The sequence below is a fragment of the Schlegelella aquatica genome (assembly GCF_026013905.1).
Lineage (GTDB): Bacteria > Pseudomonadota > Gammaproteobacteria > Burkholderiales > Burkholderiaceae_C > Caldimonas > Caldimonas aquatica.
The window spans coordinates 1,633,651-1,658,908 of the sequence record NZ_CP110257.1; the positions used below are offsets into that span (position 1 = coordinate 1,633,651).

Annotated in this window: 26 protein-coding genes; 8 read left to right on the forward strand and 18 right to left on the reverse strand. The window is 70.7% G+C overall.

Annotation, left to right across the window (positions count from 1 at the left end; all coding sequences use genetic code 11):
- Positions 1–4: 4 nt before the first annotated feature.
- The 3 genes from egtB to OMP39_RS07365 form a co-directional block, all read right to left on the reverse strand.
- Positions 5–1,276, reverse strand: coding sequence for an ergothioneine biosynthesis protein EgtB (egtB, locus tag OMP39_RS07355; protein WP_264894334.1), 1,272 nt, complete (start codon positions 1,274–1,276; stop codon positions 5–7).
- Positions 1,273–2,265, reverse strand: coding sequence for an L-histidine N(alpha)-methyltransferase (gene egtD / locus OMP39_RS07360; RefSeq protein ID WP_264894336.1), 993 nt, complete (start codon positions 2,263–2,265; stop codon positions 1,273–1,275). The genes egtB and egtD overlap by 4 nt, the downstream gene beginning before the upstream one ends.
- A 219-nt stretch (positions 2,266–2,484) precedes the next feature.
- A complete protein-coding gene (locus OMP39_RS07365; protein ID WP_264894338.1) occupies positions 2,485–2,943 on the reverse strand; it encodes a CBS domain-containing protein in 459 nt (152 codons plus the stop codon).
- 83 nt (positions 2,944–3,026) lie between these two features.
- Here OMP39_RS07365 and OMP39_RS07370 point away from each other — a divergent pair, with 83 nt between their 5' ends.
- Together OMP39_RS07370 and OMP39_RS07375 are read left to right on the forward strand one after the other, a co-directional pair.
- Complete coding sequence (locus tag OMP39_RS07370; RefSeq protein ID WP_264894340.1) at positions 3,027–4,535, forward strand: S8 family peptidase; 1,509 nt, start codon at positions 3,027–3,029, stop codon at positions 4,533–4,535.
- An 8-nt stretch (positions 4,536–4,543) separates the two neighbouring features.
- Positions 4,544–4,777, forward strand: a complete 234-nt coding sequence (locus OMP39_RS07375; protein ID WP_264894342.1) for a hypothetical protein — start codon at positions 4,544–4,546, stop codon at positions 4,775–4,777.
- A 42-nt stretch (positions 4,778–4,819) separates the two neighbouring features.
- Here the strand turns inward: OMP39_RS07375 and OMP39_RS07380 are convergent, their stop codons facing one another.
- Complete coding sequence (locus OMP39_RS07380; RefSeq protein ID WP_264894344.1) at positions 4,820–5,242, reverse strand: four-helix bundle copper-binding protein; 423 nt, start codon at positions 5,240–5,242, stop codon at positions 4,820–4,822.
- Positions 5,243–5,447: 205 nt separating this feature from the next.
- Here OMP39_RS07380 and OMP39_RS07385 point away from each other — a divergent pair, with 205 nt between their 5' ends.
- Positions 5,448–5,852 carry a hypothetical protein gene (locus OMP39_RS07385; protein WP_264894346.1) on the forward strand — a complete coding sequence of 135 codons (405 nt, stop codon included), beginning with the start codon at positions 5,448–5,450 and terminating at the stop codon, positions 5,850–5,852.
- Positions 5,853–5,960: 108 nt separating this feature from the next.
- Here the strand turns inward: OMP39_RS07385 and flhC are convergent, their stop codons facing one another.
- From flhC to OMP39_RS07450, 13 genes are all read right to left on the reverse strand, one after another.
- On the reverse strand, positions 5,961–6,497 hold the full coding sequence (gene flhC / locus OMP39_RS07390; RefSeq protein WP_264894348.1) for a flagellar transcriptional regulator FlhC: 537 nt from the start codon (positions 6,495–6,497) through the stop codon (positions 5,961–5,963).
- Positions 6,498–6,534: 37 nt separating this feature from the next.
- Positions 6,535–6,864 carry a flagellar transcriptional regulator FlhD gene (gene flhD / locus OMP39_RS07395; protein ID WP_264894350.1) on the reverse strand — a complete coding sequence of 110 codons (330 nt, stop codon included), beginning with the start codon at positions 6,862–6,864 and terminating at the stop codon, positions 6,535–6,537.
- Positions 6,865–7,058: 194 nt separating this feature from the next.
- Positions 7,059–7,241, reverse strand: a complete 183-nt coding sequence (locus tag OMP39_RS07400) for a hypothetical protein (RefSeq protein WP_264894352.1) — start codon at positions 7,239–7,241, stop codon at positions 7,059–7,061.
- A gap of 143 nt (positions 7,242–7,384) precedes the next feature.
- Positions 7,385–7,786: a TraR/DksA family transcriptional regulator gene (locus tag OMP39_RS07405; RefSeq protein ID WP_264894354.1), complete on the reverse strand. Its 402-nt coding sequence runs from the start codon at positions 7,784–7,786 to the stop codon at positions 7,385–7,387.
- A 73-nt stretch (positions 7,787–7,859) separates the two neighbouring features.
- Positions 7,860–10,073 (reverse strand): serine/threonine protein kinase, encoded by a 2,214-nt coding sequence (locus tag OMP39_RS07410; RefSeq protein WP_264894355.1) that lies wholly within the window; start codon positions 10,071–10,073, stop codon positions 7,860–7,862.
- A gap of 193 nt (positions 10,074–10,266) precedes the next feature.
- Positions 10,267–10,731, reverse strand: a complete 465-nt coding sequence (locus OMP39_RS07415; protein WP_264894357.1) for a hypothetical protein — start codon at positions 10,729–10,731, stop codon at positions 10,267–10,269.
- A 99-nt stretch (positions 10,732–10,830) separates the two neighbouring features.
- On the reverse strand, positions 10,831–11,223 hold the full coding sequence (locus OMP39_RS07420; RefSeq protein ID WP_264894359.1) for a hypothetical protein: 393 nt from the start codon (positions 11,221–11,223) through the stop codon (positions 10,831–10,833).
- 299 nt (positions 11,224–11,522) lie between these two features.
- Entirely contained in the window at positions 11,523–11,786 is a 264-nt protein-coding gene (locus tag OMP39_RS07425) for a hypothetical protein (RefSeq protein ID WP_264894361.1), read from the reverse strand.
- Positions 11,783–12,196 carry a phage holin family protein gene (locus OMP39_RS07430; protein ID WP_264894362.1) on the reverse strand — a complete coding sequence of 138 codons (414 nt, stop codon included), beginning with the start codon at positions 12,194–12,196 and terminating at the stop codon, positions 11,783–11,785. Before OMP39_RS07430 ends, OMP39_RS07425 begins: the two co-directional genes overlap by 4 nt.
- Before the next feature lie 4 nt (positions 12,197–12,200).
- The gene (locus OMP39_RS07435; RefSeq protein WP_264894364.1) at positions 12,201–12,503 is read right to left on the reverse strand and encodes an ElaB/YgaM/YqjD family protein; all 303 of its coding nucleotides are present in this window, start codon (positions 12,501–12,503) and stop codon (positions 12,201–12,203) included.
- Between the two features lie 87 nt (positions 12,504–12,590).
- A complete protein-coding gene (locus OMP39_RS07440) occupies positions 12,591–13,043 on the reverse strand; it encodes a response regulator (RefSeq protein WP_264894366.1) in 453 nt (150 codons plus the stop codon).
- Positions 13,044–13,100: 57 nt separating this feature from the next.
- Entirely contained in the window at positions 13,101–15,338 is a 2,238-nt protein-coding gene (locus OMP39_RS07445) for a hybrid sensor histidine kinase/response regulator (protein WP_264894368.1), read from the reverse strand.
- An 84-nt stretch (positions 15,339–15,422) separates the two neighbouring features.
- Positions 15,423–16,136, reverse strand: a complete 714-nt coding sequence (locus OMP39_RS07450) for a glycine-rich domain-containing protein (protein ID WP_264894370.1) — start codon at positions 16,134–16,136, stop codon at positions 15,423–15,425.
- A 149-nt stretch (positions 16,137–16,285) separates the two neighbouring features.
- Here OMP39_RS07450 and OMP39_RS07455 point away from each other — a divergent pair, with 149 nt between their 5' ends.
- The 3 genes from OMP39_RS07455 to OMP39_RS07465 are packed head-to-tail and all read left to right on the forward strand — an operon-like array spanning position 16,286 to position 19,960.
- On the forward strand, positions 16,286–17,437 hold the full coding sequence (locus OMP39_RS07455; RefSeq protein WP_264894372.1) for a glycosyltransferase family 4 protein: 1,152 nt from the start codon (positions 16,286–16,288) through the stop codon (positions 17,435–17,437).
- A gap of 54 nt (positions 17,438–17,491) precedes the next feature.
- Positions 17,492–19,666: an amylo-alpha-1,6-glucosidase gene (locus OMP39_RS07460; protein ID WP_264894374.1), complete on the forward strand. Its 2,175-nt coding sequence runs from the start codon at positions 17,492–17,494 to the stop codon at positions 19,664–19,666.
- Between the two features lie 57 nt (positions 19,667–19,723).
- A complete protein-coding gene (locus tag OMP39_RS07465; protein ID WP_264894375.1) occupies positions 19,724–19,960 on the forward strand; it encodes a hypothetical protein in 237 nt (78 codons plus the stop codon).
- 62 nt (positions 19,961–20,022) lie between these two features.
- Here OMP39_RS07465 and OMP39_RS07470 read toward each other — a convergent pair whose 3' ends face one another.
- Complete coding sequence (locus tag OMP39_RS07470) at positions 20,023–21,036, reverse strand: SDR family oxidoreductase (RefSeq protein ID WP_264894477.1); 1,014 nt, start codon at positions 21,034–21,036, stop codon at positions 20,023–20,025.
- Between the two features lie 261 nt (positions 21,037–21,297).
- Between OMP39_RS07470 and OMP39_RS07475 the strand changes: the two genes are divergently transcribed.
- Together OMP39_RS07475 and OMP39_RS07480 are read left to right on the forward strand one after the other, a co-directional pair.
- Positions 21,298–24,411: a response regulator gene (locus OMP39_RS07475; protein ID WP_264894377.1), complete on the forward strand. Its 3,114-nt coding sequence runs from the start codon at positions 21,298–21,300 to the stop codon at positions 24,409–24,411.
- A 9-nt stretch (positions 24,412–24,420) separates the two neighbouring features.
- Entirely contained in the window at positions 24,421–25,248 is an 828-nt protein-coding gene (locus OMP39_RS07480; protein ID WP_264894378.1) for a CheR family methyltransferase, read from the forward strand.
- Positions 25,249–25,258: the final 10 nt, after the last annotated feature.

Sequence of the window (25,258 nt, forward strand, 5' to 3'; positions counted from 1 at the left end):
CCGGTCAGGCGGACCACGCGAGCCGGATGCCGCTGAACTGCCACCGCGCGTGGGCAGGAAAGAAGTTGCGGTAGCTGGGCCGGATGTGGTCCGACGGCGTGGCACAGGAGCCGCCGCGCAGGACCATCTGGTTGATCATGAACTTCCCGTTGTATTCGCCCACCGCGCCAGACGCCGGACGAAAGCCGGGGTAGGGCAGGTAGGCGCTGGCGGTCCACTCCCAACAGTCTCCGTAGAGCTGCGCGAGCCCGCTGCCCGTCGCTGGGCGCGGGTGGCAGGCCGCGGCATCGCCGAGCAGCGCACCCGGCTCAGCGGCTTGGCCCCGAGCGGCCACCTCCCACTCGGCCTCTGTGGGCAGGCGCGCTCCGACCCAACGCGCATAGGCATCGGCTTCGTAGTAGCTCACGTGGCACACGGGCTCGTCTTCGAACCTCGGCCTGCGGCCGTGCAGCGTGTAGTGGGTGCCGTCGTCCTGCCAGTAAAGCGGCGCACGCCAGCCGTCGCGCCGGCAGACGTCCCACCCCTCCGACAGCCACAGTTGCGGCCGTTCGTAGCCGTCATCGTCGATGAAGCGCTGGTACTCGCCCTGCGTCACGAGCCGGGTGTCCAGTTCGTAGGCGTCCAACCAGACGCGATGGCGGGGCTGTTCGTTGTCGAAGGCGAAGCCCGGGCCTGCATGACCGATCTCGTGCAGCCCCGCTTCGATGCGCACGCGCCCCGGGGCTTGGCGGCAAGCAAGAGGCCGGGCTGCCGGCGGCGGGCGCCAGGCGGGCTGGAGCGGATTGCAGGCGAAGTGATGCTTGAGGTCGGTGAGGATCAACTCCTGGTGCTGCTGCTCGTGCTGCAAGCCGAGTTCCACCAGGTCGAGCCACGGCTGCGGCGAGGGGCCGAGTAGCAGCTCACCCATGCGTCGGTCCACGGCCTGGCGATAGGCGAGGACCTCCTGCAAGGACGGCCTCGACAACACCCCGCGCTGCGGCCGCGGGTGACGCTCCCCGACACCCACGTAGTAGGAATTGAACAGCACCCGGTACGCAGGATCGTGGGGCCGGTAGTCCCTCAGTGCCGCCTCGAGGATGAAGGTCTCGAAGAACCAGGTGGTGTGAGCCAGGTGCCACTTCACCGGGCTCGCGTCGGGCATGGACTGCACCTGGCAGTCCTCCGCGCTCAGGCCTTCGATCAGGGCCTCGGTGTGCTGGCGGATGCGCGCGTAGCGGGCAGCGGCAGTCTGCACCGCCGCGGGGCCGCTGTTCGAGCAGGCGGGGGCGACGCTCATGACGCGCGGGCCAGGAAGACGGCGAACCAGCCGTGGGGGTCCGTCCAATGCCGCACCTGCCCGTAGCCCGCCGCGCGCAGCATCGCTTCGAAACCCTCTGCCGTGTACTTGTGCGAATACTCGGTGAGGATGCTCTCGCCCGCCTCGAAGTGGCGGATCTCCTCGCCCAACCGCACCGCCTGCGGCCGGCGGCTGACGAGCCGCATCTCGATGCGCTGGTGAACGGCGTCGTAGCGTGCGACATGGTCGAAGGCGCGCGGCTCGAAATCCGCATCGAGTTCGCGGTTCACCACGCGCAGCACATTGCGGTTGAACGCGGCGGTGACACCCAGCGCGTCGTCGTAGGCCGCCTCGAGCAGCGCGCGGTCCTTGACCAGGTCCGCGCCGATGAGCAGTGCCCCCTCGCCGCCGGTGTGTCGGGCGAAGCTGGCGAGCAGCTCGGCGGCGGCTTGCGGCTCGAAGTTGCCGATGGACGAGCCGGGATAGAACAGCACGGGCGGGGCGTGGGGCCGCTCGCTCAGCACGGGATGCAAGTCGAGCGGCTCCTCGAAGTCGGTCACCACGCCCACGCACTCGATGCCGGAACGCGCGGCCTCGACCGCCTGAGCCGCCCGCACGAGCCAGGTGGGCGAGACATCGACCCCCACGTAGCGGCGTGCCTGGATCGCGGCCAGCCACGGCAGGGACTTGCTGCCGTCACCGCAGCCGAGGTCCACCCACTGCGCTGCGCGAGGAAGATGCCGGGCGATGGCGGCCCGATGGCGCTCGAGGAGCGCGCGCTCGGTGCGCGTGGGGTAGTACTCCTGCAGTTCGCAGATCGCTCCGTACAGCGCGCACCCTTGAGCGTCGTAGAAGAACTTCGGTGCGATGCGCGCGGGCCGCGCGAGCAGGCCCGCCAGCAACGAGGCTCGCCGCGCCGCTTGCGAAGGCACCCGGCCGGTGACGAGTCGCAAAGCCGAGGCGCCGGCGTCGGGCGTCGTGGCGCGCACGGCCCTGCCATGCGGCTCGGGCGACGCCGCCGGGGATGACGCCAGGGGTGACGCCGGATGTGGCGCGCAGGGGGGATCGAACATCGGTGCCTTTCGCTGCGTTCGCGGCTTGCTTCGTGTTCCGCCGTGTGCGGGCTTGGCTGCCCGCGGGCCCCGGCTCTCCGGCCGTCGCTTCGATCCTCGTGCGATTGCAGGGGGCCGTCAACCGGGCGCTTGGTGTCAATGTGTGCTCTGCGGTGCGGGCCGGTCGGGCTCGCAAGGGCTGGAGATCTCCGCGAGCACGGGGGCGATGTCGCAATCCGGCTGACGCGCCAGGTCGGCCAGCGTGACGATGCCCACCAGGCGCTCGCGGCGGTCGAGCACCGGCAGGCGGCGGATGCGCACCTGGCTCATGCGCTGGGCCACATCCTCCACGGGCTCGTCCTGCAGGCACCAACGCACCTGTTCCGTCATCACCTGCGCGACCGTCGTCGTCGCCGCTTCCAGGCCACAGGCCGCAGCCCTCACGGTGATGTCCCGGTCGGTGATGATCCCGACGAGGCGGCGGCCGACCTCGCACACCGGCAAGGCACCCACGTCGTGCCGCTCCATCGCCGCGGCGGCCTCCTGAAGACTGTCGGCGGGCAAGACCGTATGCACCTCTCGGGTCATGAGCTTCGAGACGGGGACGGGGGACATCGAAAAGGCTCCTCGCGTCGGCATTCCGGAATCGTCGCTGCATCGCAATCGGGATGCCTGCCGAAGCGACAATCCCCCGTTCCATGACGACATCGGGGGGAACCGCCTTGCAGCGCCATCGCTTTCTCGTCCTGCCGCCCGTGGGCTTCGCCGCGGGGGCCTACGCCTTGCCCCAGTCCACGAAACTCCTGCGGCAACTGGTGCCGGCCGTGGGGCCCGTGGAGACGCTTTCGGGCGTGCCGGTGAGGGTCGTCGCCTCGGCAGCGAGCGACGGAACCAAGGTGGTGGAACTCACCGCGGACGAGGTGGCGCTCTTGCAGGCCCAGGCGCCAGGGCTGCGCATCGTGCCCGAGCGACGCTACATGCCGGCGCGCGCGCCGCGGCTGCGCGTGCGTCATCGCATCTCCGCGCGCCAGCCCGCACCCCTTGCGACGGTGACGCTGCGGGTGACGACCGGAGAGGGAGCCGCGGCCGCGCCTTTGCCCGACTGCGTGCTGGTGGTGCTGACCGACACCGAGGCAGGGGTCGGCGTCGAGGGGGTGACCAACTCCCGCGGGGAACTGAAGGTGCGCTTGCCTCAGGATCTGGCGGCCTTGCCGCTCGTGGCCGCGTATCCCTTGCATGGCGCCTGGCCTCGCGAATGGAAGGCGCTGCGGCTCGGCGGGCCTCGCCTGGACCTCGCGCTGCCCGCGCTCGACGTGCGCTTCGCCGACAGCCGCAGACGGTTGTACCCGGACTCGGGGCCATCGCACGGCCAGGGTGTGCGGGTGGCCGTGATCGACACGGGGGTCGGGCCTCACAGCGCACTGCCGGTGGCACTCGGGCGCAACACGACGCTGGTCGAACCCGTGGACCGCTGGGAAGACGAGGACGGGCACGGCACCCATGTGGCCGGACTGATCGCGGGCCGACCGGCCGCGGACGGCGGGACCGGGGCGGGGGCCTTCTGGGGCGAGGCCGCGCAGGTGCGCTTGCACGCCTATCGGGTTTTCGAGCATGGCCAGGCCGGCGCCTCGAACGCTGCCATCCGCGAAGCGATCCGTCAGGCCGTGCTCGATGGCTGCGACATCCTCAACCTCAGCCTCGGCGGGGGCGACAGCGACCCGGCGATCTCGGAGGCCATCCAGTTCGCCCGTCTGAGTGGGGCGGTGTGCCTCGTCGCCGCAGGCAACGACGGCGGCCCCGTGAGCTTTCCGGCGAGCGATCCCCTCGCGGTCGCGGTGGCCGCCGTCGGCGTGCGGCACGCATGGCCTTCGCATGCGGCCACCGCGCGCCACCAAGGGCCGCCCTACGGCAAGCACCAGAGCTTCTTCGCGCGCTTTTCCAACCGGGGGCCGCAAGTGCGGCTCTGTGCGCCGGGCGTCGGGATCATTTCCACCATCCCCGGCGATCGCTACGGCGTGATGGACGGCACCTCGATGGCCTGCCCGGTGGCCGCGGGCGTGCTGGCGAGGGTGCTGGCGCTGTCCTCGCAGGTGCTGCACGCCCCGCGCGATGCCCGGCGCTCGGAAGCCATCCTCACGCTCGCGGCCCGGTGTGCCGAAGACCTGGGGATGCCTGCGGCTATGCAGGGCAAGGGCTTGGCGAGATAATCCGCTGCATGAGCCGGTTCGTGCTGTATTGCGGTGGAGAAGGGGCCGTCCGACCCGAGGAGGCGGCCCAGACATCCCGTGACGCGGGCGCGAAGGTCATCGCCACCGGCACGGGCACCGTGGTGGTCGAGGCCCGCCCGGCTCAGATCAAACTGATCTCCAGCCGCTTGCCAGGGTGGTCCTACACCTTGGAGCGGCGTGAGGTGCGCAAGCCCACACCCCCGCGGCGCAAGGCCGCCTGAGGCGAGAGAGGCCCGTCGCCCGGGCACGCGACGCGGGGGCCCTCAACCCATGATGCCCTGGCGGGGTGGCCCACCCTGGACGCCGGTGGTGGGCAGCTGGTCGATCGTAAACGTCCCCGGCAGTTCGAACCCGGCCACCTCGCGACAGCTCTGTGCGCAGGCGCGGCACGCCGCCTCGCACGCCTCCATGCCTTCCAGTTGGGCGCAACTCTGCGCGCACGCCCCGCACACCTTGGCGCACAGCGCGCACAGTTCGGTGTGCAGCGTGGAGGCACTCAACATGAAGCGCGCCGTCGTCTCGCACAGTTGGGCGCAGTTGAGCATCAGGCTCAGGTGGCCGGGCTCCGCGTGCGCGCCGCCGCGTTGCAGGTTGTCGCTGAAGGCCATGGACCAGCAGGTCCGGTAGCAGTGCAGACAGTCCTCGATGCACCGCTGCACGGTGCGGTCTTGCAGTATTCCGGTCATGGTCGAGGTCCTTCGCAGTCGTTGCAGGAGTCGGGCAACGTTCGTGCCTCGCGGCGGCGCTCGCCGCCCCGGGTATGCGCGTTGCTCCCCCAGGCCGTGTTCACGGGAGTCCACCATGCCGTTCGTGCCTGCTTCGGTTGCCGTCGGTTCGCTCCGCGACGCTTCTCTCGCCCGACGGGCCTTGCGCTCCGGAGGAGCCGCTGCTTTGAGTTCCGCGCTCGCCCTCATGTGGCGCGGCCGGCACGATGCAGGCAGCGCGACAGCCCCGCTCAATGCCGTGAGCCACATCGCTTACGGTGACGAGGCGTTCGAGGTGGACCGCCCGACGCTGCGCCACACCCTGCCGGGGGTGCTGCTGCATGCGGCTTCCGGTGTCTTCTGGGCGCTGCTCTTCGAAGGACTGAGAGGCCGCCACGCCCGCCGCGGCCTGGGAGCCACCGCTGCCGATGCCGTGGCCGCGACGGCGGTGGCCGCCGTGGTGGACCTTGCCATCGTGCCGCGACGGCTCACGCCCGGCTTCGAACGGCGCCTCTCGGCCCGCAGCTTGGCGCTGGTCTATGGAGCGCTGGCGGCGGGTCTCCTGCTCGGGGCGCGGCGGCTCGACCGCTGAGAACGCAGGCCGGCGAACGGCCGACGAAAAAAAACGGGCCCGAGGGCCCGTGGGGAAAGCACATCTGGATGTGCTCAGGAGGAGACGACCAATGACCTGAAACGAGGGTCAGTGGATGTGCAGACCGCCGGCGTTCTTGCCCTTGCCGGCGCGTGCGGGCGGGTTGCACAGTCCGCAGACGAAATGCTTGGCGATCTCGTGCGGATGGGTGACGAAATGGCCCCCGCACTTGGAGCAGCGCGTCATCGTCAACATCCCGTTGTCGATGAACTTCACCAGACGCCAGGCGCGCGTGATCGACAGCAGCGGCTCCAGGCCCTGCGCCTGGATCTGCTCCAGGTACAGGCGGTAGGCCTTGATGACGATGTCGATGTCTTCCAGCTCCGCGGCCTTGTTGAGGTACTCGTGGATGTTCAGGAAGAGGCTGGCATGGATGTTGGGCTGCCAGGTCATGAACCAGTCGGTCGAGAACGGCAGCTGACCTTTGGAGGGCGACTTGCCGGAGACTTCCTTGTACAGACGCAGGAGGCGCTCGTAGGAGAGATCGGTCTCCGACTCCAGCACCTGCAGGCGTGCGCCGAGTTGGATCAGCGTGACGGCGGTCTCGATCTGGCGGGCTTCGGTCAGGATGCTCTTGGTGCGCATGGCAGCCTCCGGCGGGTCCGGCAATAGAAGAAAGGCTTCAGGCGGCTTCCTGGTGACGGCTGGCCAGCAGGATGCTTGCGTGCAGGCGAGAGGTCGCGTCGTTCGCTGCGGTCTTGCCATGGTTGGTGAGCAGCCCCCACACGATGTCGTCGTCGAAGCGGAAGCGGCACAGCAGCGTGTTGCCGGAGGCGATCTTCAGCATCTGCGCCGGGCTGAGCGCCGCGATGAGGTCGGCGGTGTCCTCCGAGACGCCGAGACGGTACAGCGCCTGGGCCCGATCGGCACGGATGAGGTTCTGCGCGAGCATCAGGTAGGACAGGTTGGCTTCGCGGATCTCGGCGAGCAGTTGATCGGTCTGGACGGTCATCTGGAACTCCTCGGCGGTTCTGAACTGGGGTCGTTTGCCGGACTACTTTCGCAAGCAGCGTGGAAACAATTCTGTTCAAGGCCGCCGGCCGGCCATATCGGGCCGGTTCTGTTAGCCGCGTCGCCGTCTTCCGAGGGGGGCTGTAAGACAAATTCTTACAATCTGCCCTCGGCTTCGGGTTTACCCGGTGCGTTTCACAGGTCCAGCACGGGCACCAGCCCCTGCACGATGCACTCGGGCAGGTGCTCGGCCGCCCAGGCCCGTGCCTGGCGGATCGCCTCGTCTTTCTCAGGCGTGAGGATCTCGATCCATTTCGGCGGCGTGTCGCCCGCCGGATAGTTGAGGGCCACGAGCCAGCCCTGGGTGTCGCCCCACATCGTTCGCTCCTTCGCCGCAACCGCACGGCTCGCGGGGATCGTAGCCAGCGCGGCGCACTCGCGGCGCGAGGCCGGCGCGGGCGTGCGAAGTCCTACCGTGAGGTAATGCAGCGAAAGGGTCTGGGCGTCCCGGGCGCAGGGGCTTACCGGTCGAGCGGGTCGCGCAGAGGTTGCGGCCCGCGCTTCTCCCGGGCTTCCTGGCAGGCGATGCAGCGCAACGACGAGGGCTGGACGCGCAACCGCTCGAGCGCGATGTCGCGCCCGCAGTCGATGCACTCGCCGTACGTGCCCTCGGCCATGCGACGTCGGGCCTCGTCGATGTCGGCGAGCTCTTGCAGGTCGCGCTCGCGTTCCAGGTGCGCGATGCCGGCCTGGAGATGCTGGTTGGCCTCGTCGCCCCGGTCGGCCACGACGCCAATGTTGGCGGTGCGACCCTCTTCGCGCGCGGCCCGGGCCTCCTCGATCTCCCGACGCAGCATGCGCTCCCGCTCGGCGAGGCGGCGCTTGAGTTCGTCGAGGACCGTCGCAGTGAGGGTGGCGCTCATGACCGTCGTTCCGTCAGTAGGTCTCACTGCCGCGCAGCAAGCACGGTTCCCGGGGCCGGTCGGGAGGAGTCGGTCAGCCCACTTCGTCCGTCGCGCGCAAGCGCTGGCACTGCGGGTGGTTGTAGAACACCCCGCGTTCGCATTGCCGTTGCATGCAGTAGTACAGCGCGAACTGCGTGCGGCCCCCACATGCTTCCCTCGGGCTGGTGGGCAGGCGAGGCTCTTCGCGCGATGTGGCCACAGGCGGCGGGGACGGCCCGGCCTGCGCGGACTGCGCCTGCGGCGTCGGCCCTTGGGGAGACTGAGGCGCGGCCCCCGCGGGGGGCGCCTGGGCGGCAGGGGCAGGGCCCGTGGCCTGCGCCGCGGGGCCCTGCTGGAGCTGCGGTGCAGGCGCCTCCCGCGCGGGCGTGGCCACGCCATGGGGCGCCGGGGCGGCAGCAGGGGCAGGGCCTGGCGCTTGCACGCCCGGCCCCTGGTGGGCCTGCGGGACCGACTGCGGGACGGGCGCTTGCGGCAAGGGCGACTGCGGCAAGGGCGCCTGGGCCACGGGCGCCTGGGGGCCGGGTGGCGGGGGCACCGGGGCAGCCGCCCCGGCGGCCTGGGGGCCTGCGCCGGGGGCGGCCCCTCCAGCGGGTGCGACGGCGGCAGGCGGTGCGGCCGGGACGGCGGCCGCAGACGAGCCAGCGGGCGGCACCGGCGGGACAGGCCCCACGCCCGCGCGCGGGAGGGCGGCGGTGGTCTGCGGCGCGCGCGGGTCGGCTCCCCCTGCGCCCGGGGCGCCGGTGCCAGGGGCCCCGGGGCGAGCCAAGGCTCGCAAGACTTGTTCGGTCTGGAAGTGGTCGCGCCAGACCCACACCGCGGCGCCGGCCAGGAGCACGATGGAGGCGGCCACCGCCCAGCGCCACGCCCCTGCGCGTCGGCGTCTGGCGGGCGGCTCCGCCCTCGCGGCCTCGGCTTCGTCGCGGCGCACCGCCGTCGTATCGGCGGGAATGTCGCGCAACGCAGCCTGGATCGCGGCCATCACGGCCGCGTTGTCTTCTGCGGGCTCCTGGGCCGCGGCGCCGGGGGGGCCGAAGTGCCACACCGGTGCCGACGCCGCGGCGGCGGCGGCGTGGCCGGGCGGAAGCGAGCCGTCCCCGCGCGAGGTGTCGAGCGGCGGCTCGGGACGGGCCTGCGTGCGGGCCTCGTCGGCACCGCCCACGGCACGCAATGCCGGCGGCACGGGCCGCTCGGGCGAGACGCCGCGGTCGGGCGACGATGCTGAGCGGTCCTCGGCGGCGGCCGGCGCGGGGCGCCAGGTGCGAGGGGTCGGACACTCGGCGTCGAGGGCGCGCAGGAAGTCGGCGACCGTCTGCGGGCGCTCGTACGGTCTGACGGCAAGCGCCCATTCGATCGCGCGCAGGAACCCCTCGCTGTAGTGGAGCTGCGGATGCCGCTCACGCAGCTGGGCCACCACCTCGGACAAGGGGCGCAGCTGATCGTCGACCGCGCGCACCGTCGAAGGCGTGGGCGAGCGGCCGGTGATGCAGTAGTAGACGACGGCGGCGAGCGCGTAGATGTCGGTCCAGGGCCCCTGCTGGAGGTGCCCGACCTCGGCGTACTGCTCGATCGGGGCGTAGGCGGGTTTCAGGATCGCCGTCAGCGTCTGCGTGCGATCGCCGATCACGCGCCGGGCCGCGCCGAAATCGAGCAGCACGGCGCGCCCGTCGCCGAGCATCAGGATGTTGTCGGGGGCGATGTCGCGGTGGTAGCACGAGCTCGCGTGCAACTCGGCCAGCGCTCCGCACAGGTCGTTCAGCAGGCGGCGCAGCCAGGCTTCGTCGGGCGGCGCGGCCATGCTTTCGCGCGTGGCGGCCAGGGTGCGGCCCTCGTAGTAGGGCATCACCATGTAGGCGGTGTGATTGGCCTCCCAGAAGCGGTAGACACGAACGAGGCTGGGGTGGTCGAAACGCGCCAGCAACCGCGCTTCGTTGACGAAGGACCGCAGCCCGAGCGCGAAGGTCTCGGCATGCGCTTCTGAGCGCAGCGTCACCATCGTGCCCTTGCCGCGGGAGGCCAGCGCCGCGGGCAGGTACTCTTTGATCGCGACGTGCCGCTCCAGCCCGTGGTCGGTGGCGAGGTACACGATCCCGAACCCGCCCTCGCCGAGCACACGCTCGATCTCGTACTCGCCCAGGCGCGTGCCGGGGGGAAGGGCATCATGGCTCGGCACGGTCTGGACCTGGATCTGGGTCGGCTCGAAGCCGCGGGGGTGATGGGCGTCGTGGGACGAGGCAGTGGAGGTCATCGGCTCGAAAGTGTTGGGCCGCGCGCGGACGAGCGGACACAGGCGCGGCGCGCCCACGCAGTGGCAAGCGGGGGGCCTGCGGCGACGGGCGATGCGAATCGAGCCGTTATAGACGAGGGCGGGGGGTCAAACGTTGCCAGGCGTGACGAACGTCACAAACGGCGCGCCGGTGCGACCGGGCGGGGGCCCGAGGTCAGCTGAGCGAAGGCAGCGCGTCGGGCAGCGTGGTTTCGTCGAGATCGGCACCGGGCAGGCGCTGGAGTTCCGCACGGCAGCGCAGGCGGGCGAGCTCGATCGCCGCCCATTGCGGCAGCTCGCTCCACGCGACGAGGCGCACGTCCTCGTGCGGAGCGCACTGGGCCTCTCCCACCAGGAGGACGGCGGCCTGCGCGCGCGCCCGGCGCGCGGCGAGCACGAAGCCGTCCACCTGCGGGGGCAGGGCTTCGACATCCACCAGCATCAGGTCGCACGCCGCTGCGGCGAGCCGCTCGAGGGCGCAGCCGGCGTCGGACTCGACCATCCAGCGGGTGTACGGCTCCATCGGCAGGCACACGCGCGCCAGTCGAGCGAGCACCTGCGGGTTCTCGGAGACGGCGAGCACCGCGGGCCGCCAGGGGCGCGTGAAGAGGGGGCTGCGGTCGGAGCGGTGGAAGGTCATGAGCCGGAATCCGGCGAGGGCGGGAATGCCCGCACTCTAACAGTGGGAAAGGCCGCCTCCCTGCGCGCCGCGCGGGGAAAGAAGCGGGCCGTGAAGGAATTACCCCCTCTTCCAGGGGAGGTGCATCAGGTGGCGCTGCCGCACGCGGGCCAGCCAGGACCATCGCAAGAGCTCGGAGCGCGGGTCGGCGGGCGCCGGCTCGACAGGCAGCAGCACGAGCTGGCACGGCTCGGCACGCTGGGCCCGTGCCGGCGCGCGCCTCGTGTGCCAGTCCCATCCCCACTGGGCCAGCATCAGGGTGGCCGTGGCGCCCATCAGCGCATAGAGGAGGGTTTCGTCCGGGTTCCCGCTGACCGCCTCCGGCACGATCAGGCACACGCCGAACGAGCCCCAGGACAGGGCGCGGTGGCGCGTCCATTGGACCGCACCGATGACCGTGAGGGACACCAGCATCGCCAGGACGACGAGAACTTCCCAGGTTTCCGGTTCCATGTCGCTCCCCCTTCATACATGGGTTTGCCGCGGCGCTCTCCCGCCGCGGCCGTCGCGGACGGCAGGCAAAGCAAGTTCAGGTCCAGAAAGACGGCAAGAACGGCGGCATCGACGCAGAACCCCGCGAGCGCGGGGGACGTCGCGGCGCGGAAGGGCGGGCCGGCAACGGATTGGCAACGAAAGGGCGGGCCTCGGGCCCGGGTGCGGCCGATGGGGCAAGACCAGCCGAAGGGGCCCGGCCGGCGCAGCGCGCGGTGGGCGGGTAAAACCGTCCACCCGGCAGGGTAAAAAGTTGCAGCTCAGCGGCGGCGGGCGCGCCACCAGGGCCAGGCCGTCAGGATGGCGGCGGCGAGGGCCTGGGCCGAGGGTGAGCGCCCCCAGCGCCACGCCAGCCGGGCCCAGGGCCCGACGCGCCGCAGCCCGCGCCACAGCGCCGCCGTGCGCTGTGCGGGCCGGGAGTGGGCCAGGACGAGCACCTCGGTGGCCAGACGCAGCCGCAGCAACGAGGATTGCGCTTGCAGCCGGCGCAGCCTTTCGCGCCGCGAGGGCGGGGGCGGGTTCACGCCCCGGCCCCGCGATCGTCGAGCCACTGCGCGTCGGTCTGGAGTTCGCCTCGCGTCACCGCAAAGGGCGCAGGCGCGTTCCGCCAAGCCTGCACGGCCCACACGCCGAGCGCGACCGCAGCGCCGACGAAGACCGCCGCGGCGATGCCGAAGGCGAGCACGCGGTGCGTGTCCCACCACGCGACCACGGCGGTCAGCGCGAGGAACAGCAGCCCGAAACACATCAACTGGACAGCGGCCCATCCGGCCAGGAACAGCGCTGCCCAGCGCTGCGCCTGCTCCTGCGCTTCGAGACCGAAGATCTCCAGCCGGATGCGCAGCAGGGACGTGAAGTCGGCCGCCAGGCGCCGCAGCACGGTCGTCGGGCGCTCGCTCTGGGCGGCGTCCGGTGAAGGGGGCGTGCCGGCCACGGTGTCAGCGGCGGGCGAGCAGCGCGCCGATGACCATTCCCACGCAGGCCGCCACACCGACCGAAGTCCAGGGGTGTTCGCGCACGTACTCGTTGGTGACACGCGCGGCCGCGCGGGCCTGTTCGACGACGTCCTGTTCGAGTTCCTCGACCTGGCGGCGGACGTCCTTCAGACGAGCACCGAGGTGTTCCTGCAGTTCGCCCCCGGCTTGGGAGCCGACGGAGCGCATGAGTTCATCCACGTCGGCCATGACCTTTTTCAAGTCGGCGACGAGCTTGTCCTTGGGCGCGGCGTGGAACAGGGCCATGGCTACTCTCCGTTTGACGAGCGCCTATCCTGTCACGAATGCACACACTTGTCTTGATCGAGCGCAATACGCCCGGGCAGCGCCGGCTCAGTGCTTGCGCTCGGAGAGGATTCGAATGACCAACCGGCACAGGCTCGCGCTGTCGACCGGCTTGGCCAGGTGGTGTTCGAAGCCGGCTTCGCGGGCGGCCCGGCGGTCTTCCTCGCTGCTCAAGGCGGTGAGCGCGACCAGCACGGGGGTCTCGCCCTCCAGCTCGTCACGCAGCTTGCGCGCGAGCTCGTAGCCGCTCATGCGCGGCATCGAGATGTCGAGGATGGCGATGTCGGGCTTGAACGACGCAGCCACTTCCATCCCGCTCTGACCGTCGTAGGCCACACGCGGCTCGTACGACAGCAGACCCAGCAGCATCGCGAGGCTGTCGGCAGCGTCTCGGTTGTCGTCGACGATCAGCACGCGCGGGCGGCGGGGCTCGCCGGCGATCCACGGTTCGGCGCCGGTGGGGGCACGGGGCGAGAGGGGGGCTTGCCGGCGAGGGTTCATGCCCTCGAAAAAGCAAGCCCGATGCCTGTTCCTGCACCGGCCCCTCAGCTGAGTGACTCAGGCGCGGGAGGCGGCCACGCGAGGGGGGGAGTCCTCGCGTGGGCTGGCAGCCGCCAAGGGGCTCAGCACGGCGGCCAGACGTTCGAGTCTGACGGGCTTTTCGAGCACGATGAGCCCTGTGCGCCGCGCCTGGGACACACGCGGATCGCCGGGGTCGCCCGTGAGCAGCGCGAGCAGGGCGCCTGGGTGCTGCTGTTGGACGTCGAGCAGGACGTCCAGCCCGGGGCGTCCGGGAAGGCGATGATCGGCGAGCACGGCGTCCCACACCCAAGACGAGCTGGCGAAGAGCTGGGACGCGTCCTCGGCGGTGTGGACCACATCCACCGTGAGTCCCCAGGTGCGCAGCACGTCGGCCGTGCTTTGGGCCACCACCTCGTCGTCCTCGACGAGCAGGGCGCGTCCTGCGAGGAGTGGGGCCCGGCCCTCGGTGGCGTGCGAGGCCGCCGCCAAGGCCAAGGGCACGCTCACGGTGACCGTCGTGCCCTGACCCGGGATGGAGTGCAGCCGCACCGGGTGGTCGAGCAGGGTGCTCATGCGTTTGACGATGGACAGGCCCAGCCCCAGCCCGAGCGCAGGGTTGCGCTGCGGATTGCCCAGTTGACGGAACTCCTCGAACACCTCCTGCTGGCGCTCGGGCGGGATGCCTTCGCCCGTGTCGCGCACGATGATCTCCACACGGCCGCCCGTGCGCGCGAAGCTCAGGCGGACCTCGCCCGAGGAGGGCGTGTACTTGATCGCATTGCTCACGAGGTTGCGCAACATCCGGCCGAGGAGCACCGGGTCGGTGTGGACGGTCGCGTCGGTCTTGTCGGCCTCGAGCTTCACGCCTTTTTGCGCCGCCGTGGCCGAGAACTCCTCCACCACCGTGCGCACCAGCCCGTCGAGCTCCACGGCCGCCAGGTGCGGCCGGATCAGCCCGGCGTCGAGTTGGGAGACGTCGAGCAGGGCATTGAGCAGCTCGCCGAGATTGGCCACCGAGCGTTTGAGCCGCTCGACCAGGGCGACCTCCGGGCTGTCGCCCAGACGCGAGGACAGCAGGGCGATGTTGAGGTTCATCGCGTGCAGGGGCTGCCGCAGGTCGTGGCTGGCGGCGGCGAGGAACTGCGTCTTGGAGTGGTTGGCGCGGATGGCCTCGTCGCGGGAGCGGCGCATCTCCTCGTGGGCGGCGGCCAGTTCCTCCTGCCGCCGTGCCAGATGCTCGGCCATGCCGTCGAGGGCCTTGCCGAGTTCGCGCAGCTCGTTGTCGGCGTCGGTCTCCAGGCCGGTGCGCGCCGCGAGGTCGCCCTTGCGCCAGCGGGCTGCGGTCTCGTTCAGACGGGCGAGCGGGTGGTACACCTTGCGACGCGCGACCGCGAAGGCGAGCACCAGGCCGATGCCGACGGCCGCGATCGCGAATGCCGCCTCCCAGGCCAGTCGACGCCACACCGGAGTCAGCACGGCCTCGCGCGGCCGGGTGAGCACCACCGCGAAGCCCCGCGGCTCGCTCGCTTCGGGCACGTACCCGGCGATGAGGGTGTTGCCGTCGGCGATCTTGACGGAGGCGTTGCCCGGTTGCGTCGCGTAGACGAGCCGCCGCAACTCCTTGGGCAATGCGCGTCCGATGCTGCCCTCGTCGGGCAGTTCGACGAGCAAGGAGCCCCGGCGGTCGGTCACGTAGAGACGCGCGTCCTCGGGCAAGGGCCTGTCCACCAGCTGGCGGGCCAGCCAAGGCAGATTGATGGACGCGAAGACGACGCCCAGGGCCTTGCCGTCGGCGTCCAGAATCGGGTAGCCGAAATGCAGCACCGCGGTGCCGGGCACCTTGGCGTAGGCGAGCTCGCCGACCACGAAGTCGCGCGTGCGCAAAGCCTCGCGGAAGTAGGGTCGGTCGGCGTTGTTGATGGGGCTGTTCTGCCCGAAGGGCAGGCCCATGCAGTACACGTTGCCGTCCAGGTCGGAAGCGCCGATCGTGAAGCCGTCCCGGAACTGTTTCTGGAGGGATGCGAGATAGGCGGCGCAGGCCGGCGCGTTGCGCGAGCGCACGATGGGCGTCGTCGCCACGCTGAGCAGGAGGTCGCGGTAGCGCGCGCTGACCTGCTCCAGTTGGCCGGCCACCAGCTGCGCCTGCCGCTGCACGTCGAGGAGGGCCTGCGCCTCCCGTTCGCGGGCGGTCTCCACGTGCTCGACGGCTTGCAGAGCGATCATCGGAATGAGGCCGGCGATCACGACGAGCGCCAGGCGGGCGTGCAGCTTCATGAACTCCTCTTTGCTCTAGGCATGAGGATAAGGCACGCCGGCCGCGGCGCTCTGGGGAGTCTTCCCGGGGAAGCGCCGGGGGCCTCAAGAGGCGCGGGGTGCCACCGGGTGGCCCGTCGCCCCAGCGCCGTCACCCGGGAGGGCGGTCTCGGCGGCGGGCTGGCGGGCGCAGAAGACCGCCTCGTCCTGGGCGCTGCGGGCGCAGAAGGATGCGTCCACCCGCGGGCGGCGCGCGCAGAAGGCGGCTTCGTCTTGCGGCTGGCGGGCGCAGAAGGCCGCCGTCGGCTCCGGACGCCGGGCGCAGAACGCGTGCTGCGGCGCGGCTTGCCTGGCGCAGAAGGCATCTTCCGGTGTGCGGGCGCAGAACGCGGGCTGCGAGCGGGCGCAGAAGGAGCTTTCGGTCGCGGCGCGGACCGGTTCGCCGAACTCCCGCTCGTAAAGGGCGTGCAAGGCGTCGGCTGCCTGCTGCTGAGCCGCACGGTCGGTTTCGTCTCCCAGCCCCAGGTAGGGATAGTGATGGATGAACTCCCCGAAGGCCTGCGCGCAGTCGGCCGCGTACTTGCGCGTGTCGAGGATGTGCGTGTGCCAGAACTCGTCGATGTCCGGGGTGGGCGCGAGGGTCTCGTCGGGGTACTTGGCCAGAAGCTTGAGGTAGCGGCGGTAGTCGCGCTCGGCGGCGACTGCCCGGGCTTCGGACCATCCCTTGCCGGCGTGCTCGTGCGTGAGCCGGCGGCGGATCGGCTCGAGGTCGAGGCGGTCGATGGCCGCCAGCACGTCTTCAATCGGTTTGCAGGTCATGACGTTGAGCTCCTTGGTGGAGGAGCCGCCCACCGTCGGGCGGCTCCGCCTGGCACTCTCGGCGATGGGGCCGCACGTACCGGTAACAACCGGTGTCCGCTGGGCTCACTCGGCACTGGGCTTGCTCATACTGGCGATCGAGCCCTGTCATGAAGATCGCGCAGGTCGCCCCGCTGTACGAGAGGGTACCGCCCCAGGCCTATGGAGGCACCGAGCGGGTCGTTTCCTATCTCACCGAGGCACTCGTCGACCTGGGCCACGACGTCACGCTGTATGCGAGTGCGGACTCGGTCACGAGCGCCGATCTCGTCGGGGTGGTGGAGCAGGGACTGCGGCTCGACCCGCGCCGGCCCGACCCGTTGGTCTGGCACACGCTGTTGCTCGAGCGGGTGATGCAGGACGCGCACGAGTTCGACGTCATCCACTTCCATACCGAGGTGCTTCAGTACCCGTTCGCGGTGCGCTGCCCCACGCCCTCCCTGACGACCTTGCATGGCCGCCTGGACCGGCCCGGGCTGGCGGAGTTGCACGAGCGTTTTCGCCGGCACCCGCTCGTGGCGATCTCGGAGCATCAGCGCGGCTGCATGCCGGGCGCCCGATGGATCGGCACGGTGCCGCACGGCATCCCGCAAGGCTTGTACGACTTTCACGCGGGGCCGGGCGACTACTTCGCGTTCCTCGGCCGGCTGTCGCCGGAGAAGCGCCCGGACCGCGCCATCGAGATCGCCCGCGCGTGCGGCGTGCCGCTCAAGATCGCGGCGAAGGTGGACGACGCCGATCGCGCGTACGTCACGCATCACCTGCGCCCCCACCTGGAAGACCCGGTGGTGGAGTTCGTCGGCGAGATCGGCGAGGATCGAAAGAGCGACTTTCTCGGGCGGGCGCGGGCCTTGCTGTTTCCGATCGACTGGCCGGAGCCTTTCGGGCTGGTGATGATCGAGTCGCTGGCCTGCGGCACACCGGTCGTCGCGTACCGGTGCGGCTCCGTGCCGGAGGTGATCGAGGACGGCGTCACGGGGTATGTGGTGGAGGACCAGGTGGCCGCGATCGAAGCGGCAGCCCGCGTGCACCGGCTGGATCGCCGGGCGTGCCGCGCGGCCTTCGAGCGACGCTTCGGGGCCGACCGCATGGCCATGGACTACGTACGGATCTACGAGGCGTTGCAGGCCGCCCGCAGCGGTGCAAGGGGTTCCTCGGCGCAAGAGCTCGCGGGCGGGACGGCAGCGGCAGGCGAGGTGCGCGAAGACCCGGGCTCGGCGCGTGCGGGGGCCTTGCCCGCCGATGCAGGCCCGATGACCTGAACTGCCGGCAGCCGGGCACCGCCGGGATCCGCGTCGCGACAGAGGGAGTGAAGCGTGAACGAACGCATCGGGGATCAGTGGTACGTGGCCGCGACCGCGGCACGCGCGGAAGAAAGCCCGCACGTGCTCAAGCACGAGGACACCTTCGCCTTGTTCGACCGCTACGGCGACGCCCATGCCTGGGGGGCGGGGGAGCAGGGGCTCTACCACGAGGACACGCGCTACCTCTCCCGCATGGAGCTGCGGATCGCCGGCGTGCGACCGCTCTTCCTCGGCTCCACCGTGAAGGAGGGCAACAACCTGCTCATCGTCGAACTAATGAACCCGGACATCATGCGTGAAGGCGCGGTGGCGCTGGGCAAGGGGGAGGTCCACGTCTTTCGCGCGAAGCTCTTGTGGGACGGGGCCTGCCACGAGCACGTGCGCCTGGTGCACCATGGGCTCGCGCCCGCGCGGCTGCCGCTGACGTGGGCCTTCGGCGCCGATTTCCGGGACCTGTTCGAAGTGCGCGGCGTGGCACGCACCGAGCGGGGCGAGCTTCACCCGCCGCAGCACACGCACGACGGCCTTGCCTTCACCTATGACGGCCGGGACGGGCGCCGGCGGCGCATGCGCATCCGTTTGAACCCCGCGCCCCGGCACTGGGACGGGCTGCATGCCCACTACGAGGTGGACCTCGCCCCCGGAGAAGAGGTGCATCTGTATTGCACCTGCGTGTGCGAGACCGGCAACACGGGCGAAGACCTCGTGCCCCGCACCGTGCCGGGCTACGACGAAGCCTACTGCGCCAACGCCGAAGCGCGCAACAAGGGCCTCGTGCGGCAGTGCCGTCTCGAGACGTCCAACCCTTTGATGGACCTGTGGCTCGACCGCTCGGCCTCGGACTTGAGCATGCTGACGACGCGCTTGCCCACAGGCCCTTATCCGTATGCGGGCGTGCCCTGGTACTCGACCACGTTCGGGCGCGACGGGATACTCACGGCCCGCGAGTGTCTGTGGGTGGACCCGCGGCTCGCGCGCGGGGTGCTGGCTTGCCTGGCGGCTCATCAGGCGCGCCAGGAGGAGCCGGCCCGGGACGCCGAGCCGGGCAAGATCCTCCACGAAGCGCGCAAGTGCGAGATGGCCCGCACGGGAGAAGTGCCCTTCGAACGCTATTACGGGACGGTGGACGCCACGCCGCTGTTCGTCGGGCTGGCCGCCGCCTACTTCGAGCGTACGGGCGATCTGAACTTCATTCGCGGCCTGTGGCCGCACGTGCTCGCCGCGCTGGAGTGGATCGACCGCTACGGGGATCTGGATGGCGACGGCTTCGTCGAGTACGCGCGGCGCAGCGATCGGGGGCTCGTGCAGCAGGGCTGGAAGGACTCGCATGATTCCGTGTTCCACGCCGACGGCGAGATGGCCGAGATGCCCATCGCCTTGTGCGAGGTGCAGGCCTACGTGTACGAGGCGAAGTGCGGGGCGGCCCGGCTGGCCCGAGTGCTCGGCGACGAGGCCAGGGCCGAGCGGCTGGCGGCCGAGGCAGCTGAGCTGAGACGACGCTTCCACCAGGCGTTCTGGTGCGAGGACCTGGGCACCTACGCCATCGCACTCGACGGCCGCAAGCGGCCCTGCCGGGTGGCCACGTCCAACGGCGGGCATTGCCTGTGGAGCGGCATTGCGGCCCCCGAGCACGCGCGGCGCATGGCGGAGCGGTTCATGCAGCCGGACTTCTTCAGCGGCTGGGGCGTGCGCACGGTGGCCGCCGGGCAGCCGCGCTACAACCCGATGTCCTACCACAACGGCTCGATCTGGCCGCACGACAACGCGTTGCTGGCCGTGGGCCTTGCGCGCTATGGTCACACCGAGGCGGCGCTGCGCCTGCTGACGGGCATGTTCGAGGCGAGCTTGTACTTCAGCCAGCACCGGTTGCCCGAGCTCTTCTGCGGCTTTCCTCGCCGTGCGGGCGAAGGGCCCACGCTCTATCCCGTGGCCTGCTCGCCGCAGGCCTGGGCCGCCGCCGCGGTGTTCGCCCTCCTGCAAGGCTGCCTGGGAATCGAGATCGACGCCACCCACGGCCAGCTCGGCTTTCGCTTGCCGCGGCTGCCGGAATTCATCGACTGGATGGAAGTGCGGGACTTGCAGATCTGCGACGCGAAGGTGGACTTGCTGCTGCAGCGCTACCACCACAACGTGGGGGTGGAGGTGATCCGCAAGGAAGGGAACATCGAGGTCCGAGTCGCAGTCTGACCCACGCATCGCGGGCCGGGGCCTGGCGCCCGCGAGCCGACTTCAAGGAGGATGTGCATGGAACGCAAGCTTCACCTGCTCGAATCGTTCACCGCCCGCGGCTCCGATGGCCGGACGTACAAGGTGTGCGGGTACGAGCATCTCGTGCGCGACATCAGCCTGCCCGACGCCTGCGACCGCTGGGAGCCGACGGGCCTGGCGGAATACCGGCTCGACGACGGCCGCCTCGTGGAGCCGGCCGGCGACGGCGCGTTGCGCATCGTGCGCACGGGCGTGGAACTGCGGCCCTGCTGATCGCGCGATGCGCCTGGAGCCTGCCCCCCGGGGCTGACAGGGCGGCGGGGTGGCGGCCGCCGTCACCTGCGCGGCCGGCGCATCATCCAGAGGCAGGCGGCCAGGGTCGCCCCCAGGGCGAGCAGGCCGCGGTGCCGGTCCAGCAGGGATTGCCAGCTCACCGGCCGGGCCCGGGCATCGAAGCGCCCGTGTGCGCCGTGGTCGCCCGGCACGGGCTCGTACAGGTTGTCCCGGCGCCAGGGCGGCAAGGGTTCGTCGGTGAACTGTCCCTCGTAGGCGCGCCGGGCGAGCAGGCGGTCCAGCCACCCCGGGACGATCCGGGTGCCGAGGATCGCCTGGACGGCGGGCCAGCCGACCCACCATTCGCGTCGCGGGTGGAAGGCCGCATGCACGATGGCACGGGCAGCCACTTCCGGCTGGAAGATCGGCGGCACCGGCTGGGGCTGCCGTCCCAGGGTCGTGCGTCCCCAGTCGAACTGAGGCGTGTTGAACGCGGCGAGCTGCACCATCGTCAGCCTGACCTTGCTGCGGTCGTGCAGCAGCTCGCTGCGCAGGGAGTCGGTGAAACCGCGCAGCGCCGCCTTCGCGCCGCAATAGGCCGATTGCAGCGGGATGGAACGGTAGGCCAGCGCCGAGCCCACCTGCACGATCACACCCCGGTCGCGCCGCTTCATCCGCCGCAAGGCGGCGAGCGTTCCCCACACGGCCCCCAGGTAGGTCACGTCGGTCGCGCGGCGGAAGTCCGCGGGTGCGATGTCCTCGGTGGGAGCGAACACCGTCGCCATCGCGTTGTTGATCCAGATGTCGATGCCGCCCCAGCGCTCCTCGACGGCCGCGGCGGCCGCCTCGACCTGGGCCGTGTCCGACACGTCCACGGCCAGCACCATGGCCTCGCCGCCGGCGGCCTCCACCTCCCGAGCGGCCGCTTCGAGGCCCTCGCGTCCGCGCGCCAGCAGGGCCACCCGCGCGCCCCGGCGTGCGAACTCGCGGGCCGTGGCACGGCCGATCCCGGCAGAAGCGCCGGTGATGACGACGACGGGCGCCGAGGTCGAGGACTGAAGGCTTTGCTGATCCATGGCCTGGCCGTGGCAAAGGCCATACCCGGCGCTCCAGCGCTTGTCGGGCATGAGACCTGCCTTCCGTAGCGGGGTCACCCCGTAGCAGGCGGCCGGTGGGCCCCCGGGACGGCGCCTCACCCACGGCGGGGCAAGCCGTGCAGGGCAGCAGCGGGCGAGGGCCGGGTCGCTCGGCTGGGGCGGCACGCGCGCATTTGTTACAAACGCCTCTCGCGCCGATCGCAAGAATGGCGGCCTTCATCCGATGTTTGCGCACCCACCATGGCCGCCGAGGGAAACCGCCTTCATCTGCTCGTCCACCTGCTGATCGTCGCGGGCGTGTTCGCCACCTTCGCGGTGGATGCCGTCACGCCGGTCGGCCTGTCGTACTGGGTGCTGTATCTCATCCCGCTCGGGCTGTGCCTGTGGCAGCCTCACGCGGGACTGCCTTACGCCGTGGCGGCCGTGAGCACGGTGCTGCTGGTGGTGGGGCTGTTCATCTCGCCCGCGGGCGATCTGAGCTTACTGGCGGCGAGCGGCAATCGCATCGCGGGCGCCGTCGCCTTGTGGTTCACCGCCGACATGGCGCGGCGCATGGTGATCGCGCGCGCGAAGGAGCACGCCGCCCTGTGGCGTCAGGCCGGCATGAGCCAGGTGACTCAGGCGCTGGTGGGTGAGCAGACGCTGCACGAACTCGCCGATGCCGTCGCCGGTGCGGTGGCCCGCTACGTGGGGGCGGCGGTGGCGGTCTTGTACCGGCTCGAAGGCGGGCAGCTGCGGGAGGCGGGCGGATATGCGCTACCGGCCGACCGCGCGCCGCAGTCCATCGCGCCGGGCCGAGGCCTTGCGGGCGAGGTGGCGCGTGACGGCGGCGTGCGCTGGGTCGATGGCTTGCCTTCGGGCTACCTGCAGGTCCAGTCCGGGCTCGGGGTGGGGGACACGCAGGCGGTGCTCTTGATGGCCCTGACGGCGGACCGCCGTGTGGTGGGTGTCCTGGAGCTCGGTTTCGTGGGCACCGCGAGCCGCGTCGACGCTTTGCGGGAGCTCGCCCGGGACCTCCAGGAACCGGTGGGGCAGGCCCTGCGCTCGGCGGTCTACCGCCAGCAACTGGTCGAACTGCTGGAGGAGACGCAGCGGCAAAGCGAGGAGCTGCAGGCGCAGCAGGAGGAACTGCGCGTGGCCAACGAGGAGCTCGAGCAGCAGGCCCGGGCGCTGCAGGAGTCGCAGAACGCCCTGGAGGAGCAGCAGTCGCAGCTCGAACAGACGAACGCGCAGTTGGAGGAGCGCACCCACGAACTCGAACGCCAGAAGCAGGAGCTGCTCGTGGCGCAGCAGGCCTTGCGCCTCAATGCAGCGCGGCTCGAGGCGGCCAGCCGGCACAAGTCGGAGTTCCTGGCGAACATGTCGCACGAGCTGCGCACGCCGCTCAACAGCGCCCTCATCCTGGCCAAGCTGCTCGCGGACAACCGGGAGGGCACGCTCACCGAGGAGCAGGTCAAGTACGCCCGGTCGATCCACGCGGCCAACAGCGATCTGCTCGCCTTGATCAATGACATCCTCGACCTGTCCAAGATCGAGGCCGGGCACATCGACATCCAGGCCGAACCGGTGTCGATCGAGGCGGTGGTGCGCAATCTCAAGGCGACGTTCGAGCCGGTGGCGCAGACCAAGGGGCTGGCGTTCCACGTGCGCAGCGCCGCACGCGCGCCCTCCACGCTGCTGACGGACGAGATGCGGCTCATGCAGGTGCTCAAGAACCTGCTGTCCAACGCGTTCAAGTTCACCGAGCAGGGCGAGGTGGAACTGGTGATCCGACCGCACGGCGAGGGTCGCGTCGCCTTCGATGTGCGCGACACGGGCGTCGGCATCGCGCCCGAGCAGCACGAAGTGATCTTCGAAGCCTTCCGCCAGGCGGACGGCTCGACGAGCCGCAAGTACGGCGGAACGGGCCTGGGTCTGTCGATCTCGCGCGAGTTGGCCCACCGGTTGGGAGGGCGCATCACGGTCGCGAGCGCGCCGGGGCGCGGCAGCACCTTCACTCTGGAGCTTCCGCTCGCGTGGCGCGAGCCCGAAGGTGCGCAGGTGCCGAGGGCCTCCCCTGCGGCGACCGCGCCGTCGTCGCTGCCGGCGGCGGCGGCCCCCGGGCTGGCGGCGGCGGGTGTGCCTCGCACACAGGCCTCGGCCAGCGAGCCGCAGGACGACCGGCAGCGGCTGTCCCGCCCGCACCGCCTGATCCTCGTCGTCGAGGACGATCCGCACTTCTCGCGGGTGCTCTACGAGCTGGTGCACGAGATGGATTTCGATTGCGTGATCGCCACCACGGGGGCCGAGGCGATCGGGCTGGCGCGCGAGTTCAAGCCCAACGGCGTGCTGCTCGACATCGGCCTGCCGGACCAGTCTGGTCTGGGCGTGCTGGAGCAATTGAAGCGCGATCCGGCCACGCGGCACATCCCCGTGCACGTGGTTTCGCTGCACGACAAGACCCAGACGGCGCTCGAGCTCGGGGCGATCGGGTATGCGCTCAAACCCGTGGACCGGGAGCGGCTGGTGGAGGCGGTCCGGCGCATCGAGGAGCGCCTGCGCAAGCAGGTGCACCGGGTGCTGGTGGTCGAGGACGACCAGGCGCTGCGCGAGAGCATCGCGTTGCTGCTCAAGTCCACGCAGGCCGACATCACCACCGTGGGCACGGTGCGCGAGGCGCTCGACTGCCTCGGGCGCCACACCTACGACTGCATGGTGATGGACCTCGCACTGCCGGACGGCTCGGGCTATGAGCTGCTCGAGCGTCTGGCCCCGGGAACCGACTGCTCGTTCCCGCCGGTGATCGTCTACACCGGGCGCGCGGTGAGCGCCGACGAGGAGCAGCGGCTGCGCAAGTATTCCCGCTCGATCATCATCAAAGGGGCGCGCTCGCCGGAGCGGCTGCTCGACGAGGTGACGCTCTTCCTGCACAGCGTGGAGTCGGCGCTGCCGCCGGACCAGCAGCGCCTGCTTCGACAGGCGCGGCAGCGCGACGCGGTGCTCGAAGGCCGGCGCATCCTTCTCGTCGAGGACGACATCCGCAATGTCTTCGCCCTGTCGAGTGCGTTGGAGCCGCTCGGTGTGAAACTCGACATCGCCCGCAACGGGCGCGAGGCGCTGGCCCGCCTCGAGCGTGACAGCGACGTGGACCTGGTGTTGATGGACATCATGATGCCGGAGATGGACGGGCTCACCGCCACCCGGGAGATCCGTGCGAGGCCCGAGCTGTCGAAGCTGCCGATCATCGCGCTCACCGCCAAGGCGATGGCCGACGACCGGCTGCGCTGCATCGAGGCCGGTGCCGACGACTACGTCGCCAAGCCCATCGACATCGACCGGCTGGTCTCGCTGTGCCGGGTGTGGATCCGCAAGTAGGACGAGACGATGAGGGACGACGCCGATCCTTCGTTCGACGCCGAGGTCCGCGAGTTGCTGGACGCGGTGTACCGCGTCTACCAACACGACTTCCGCCACTACGCCGTGGCCTCGATGCGGCGCCGGGTGCGGCAGGCGATGAGCCGCTTCGGCTGCCGCAGCGTGGACGAGCTGCGCCGCTTGCTGCTGGCCGACGCCGGAGTCTTCGCCGAGATGCTGCAGTTCCTCACCGTGCAGTTGAGCGAGCTGTTCCGGGACCCGGCTTACTTCCGGGCGGTGCGTGACGAGGTGGTCCCGCTGCTCGGCACCTATCCGTCGATCAAGGTGTGGGTGGCCGGCTGCAGCACGGGGGAGGAGCTGTGGTCGCTGGCGATCGTGTTCGAGGAGGAGGGGTTGCTCGATCGCACCTTGTTCTACGCCACGGACATCAATCCCAAGGCGCTGGCCGCGGCCGAGGCGGGCGTCTATCCGCTCGAGCGCATGGCGCAGTTCAGCGCGAACTACCGCCGCGCGGGCGGCAAGCGCTCGTTGGCGGATTACTACTCGACCGGCTACAACGCCGCGGTCTTCGATCGGCGGCTGCGCCGGCGCGTGCTCTTCGCCGACCACAGTCTGGCGACGGACCAGGTGTTCTCGGAGGTGCATCTCGTGTCCTGCCGAAACGTGCTCATCTACTTCGACCGCGAGCTGCAGGACCGCGCCGTGGGGCTGTTTCGTGACGCGCTGGTCCACCGTGGCTTCTTGGGCCTGGGCACCAAGGAGACCTTGCGGTTCTCGGCGCATGTCTCGTCCTTCGAGGAATGGCTGCCCGCGCAGCGCATCTACAGGCGCCGTTGAGGGCCACGCG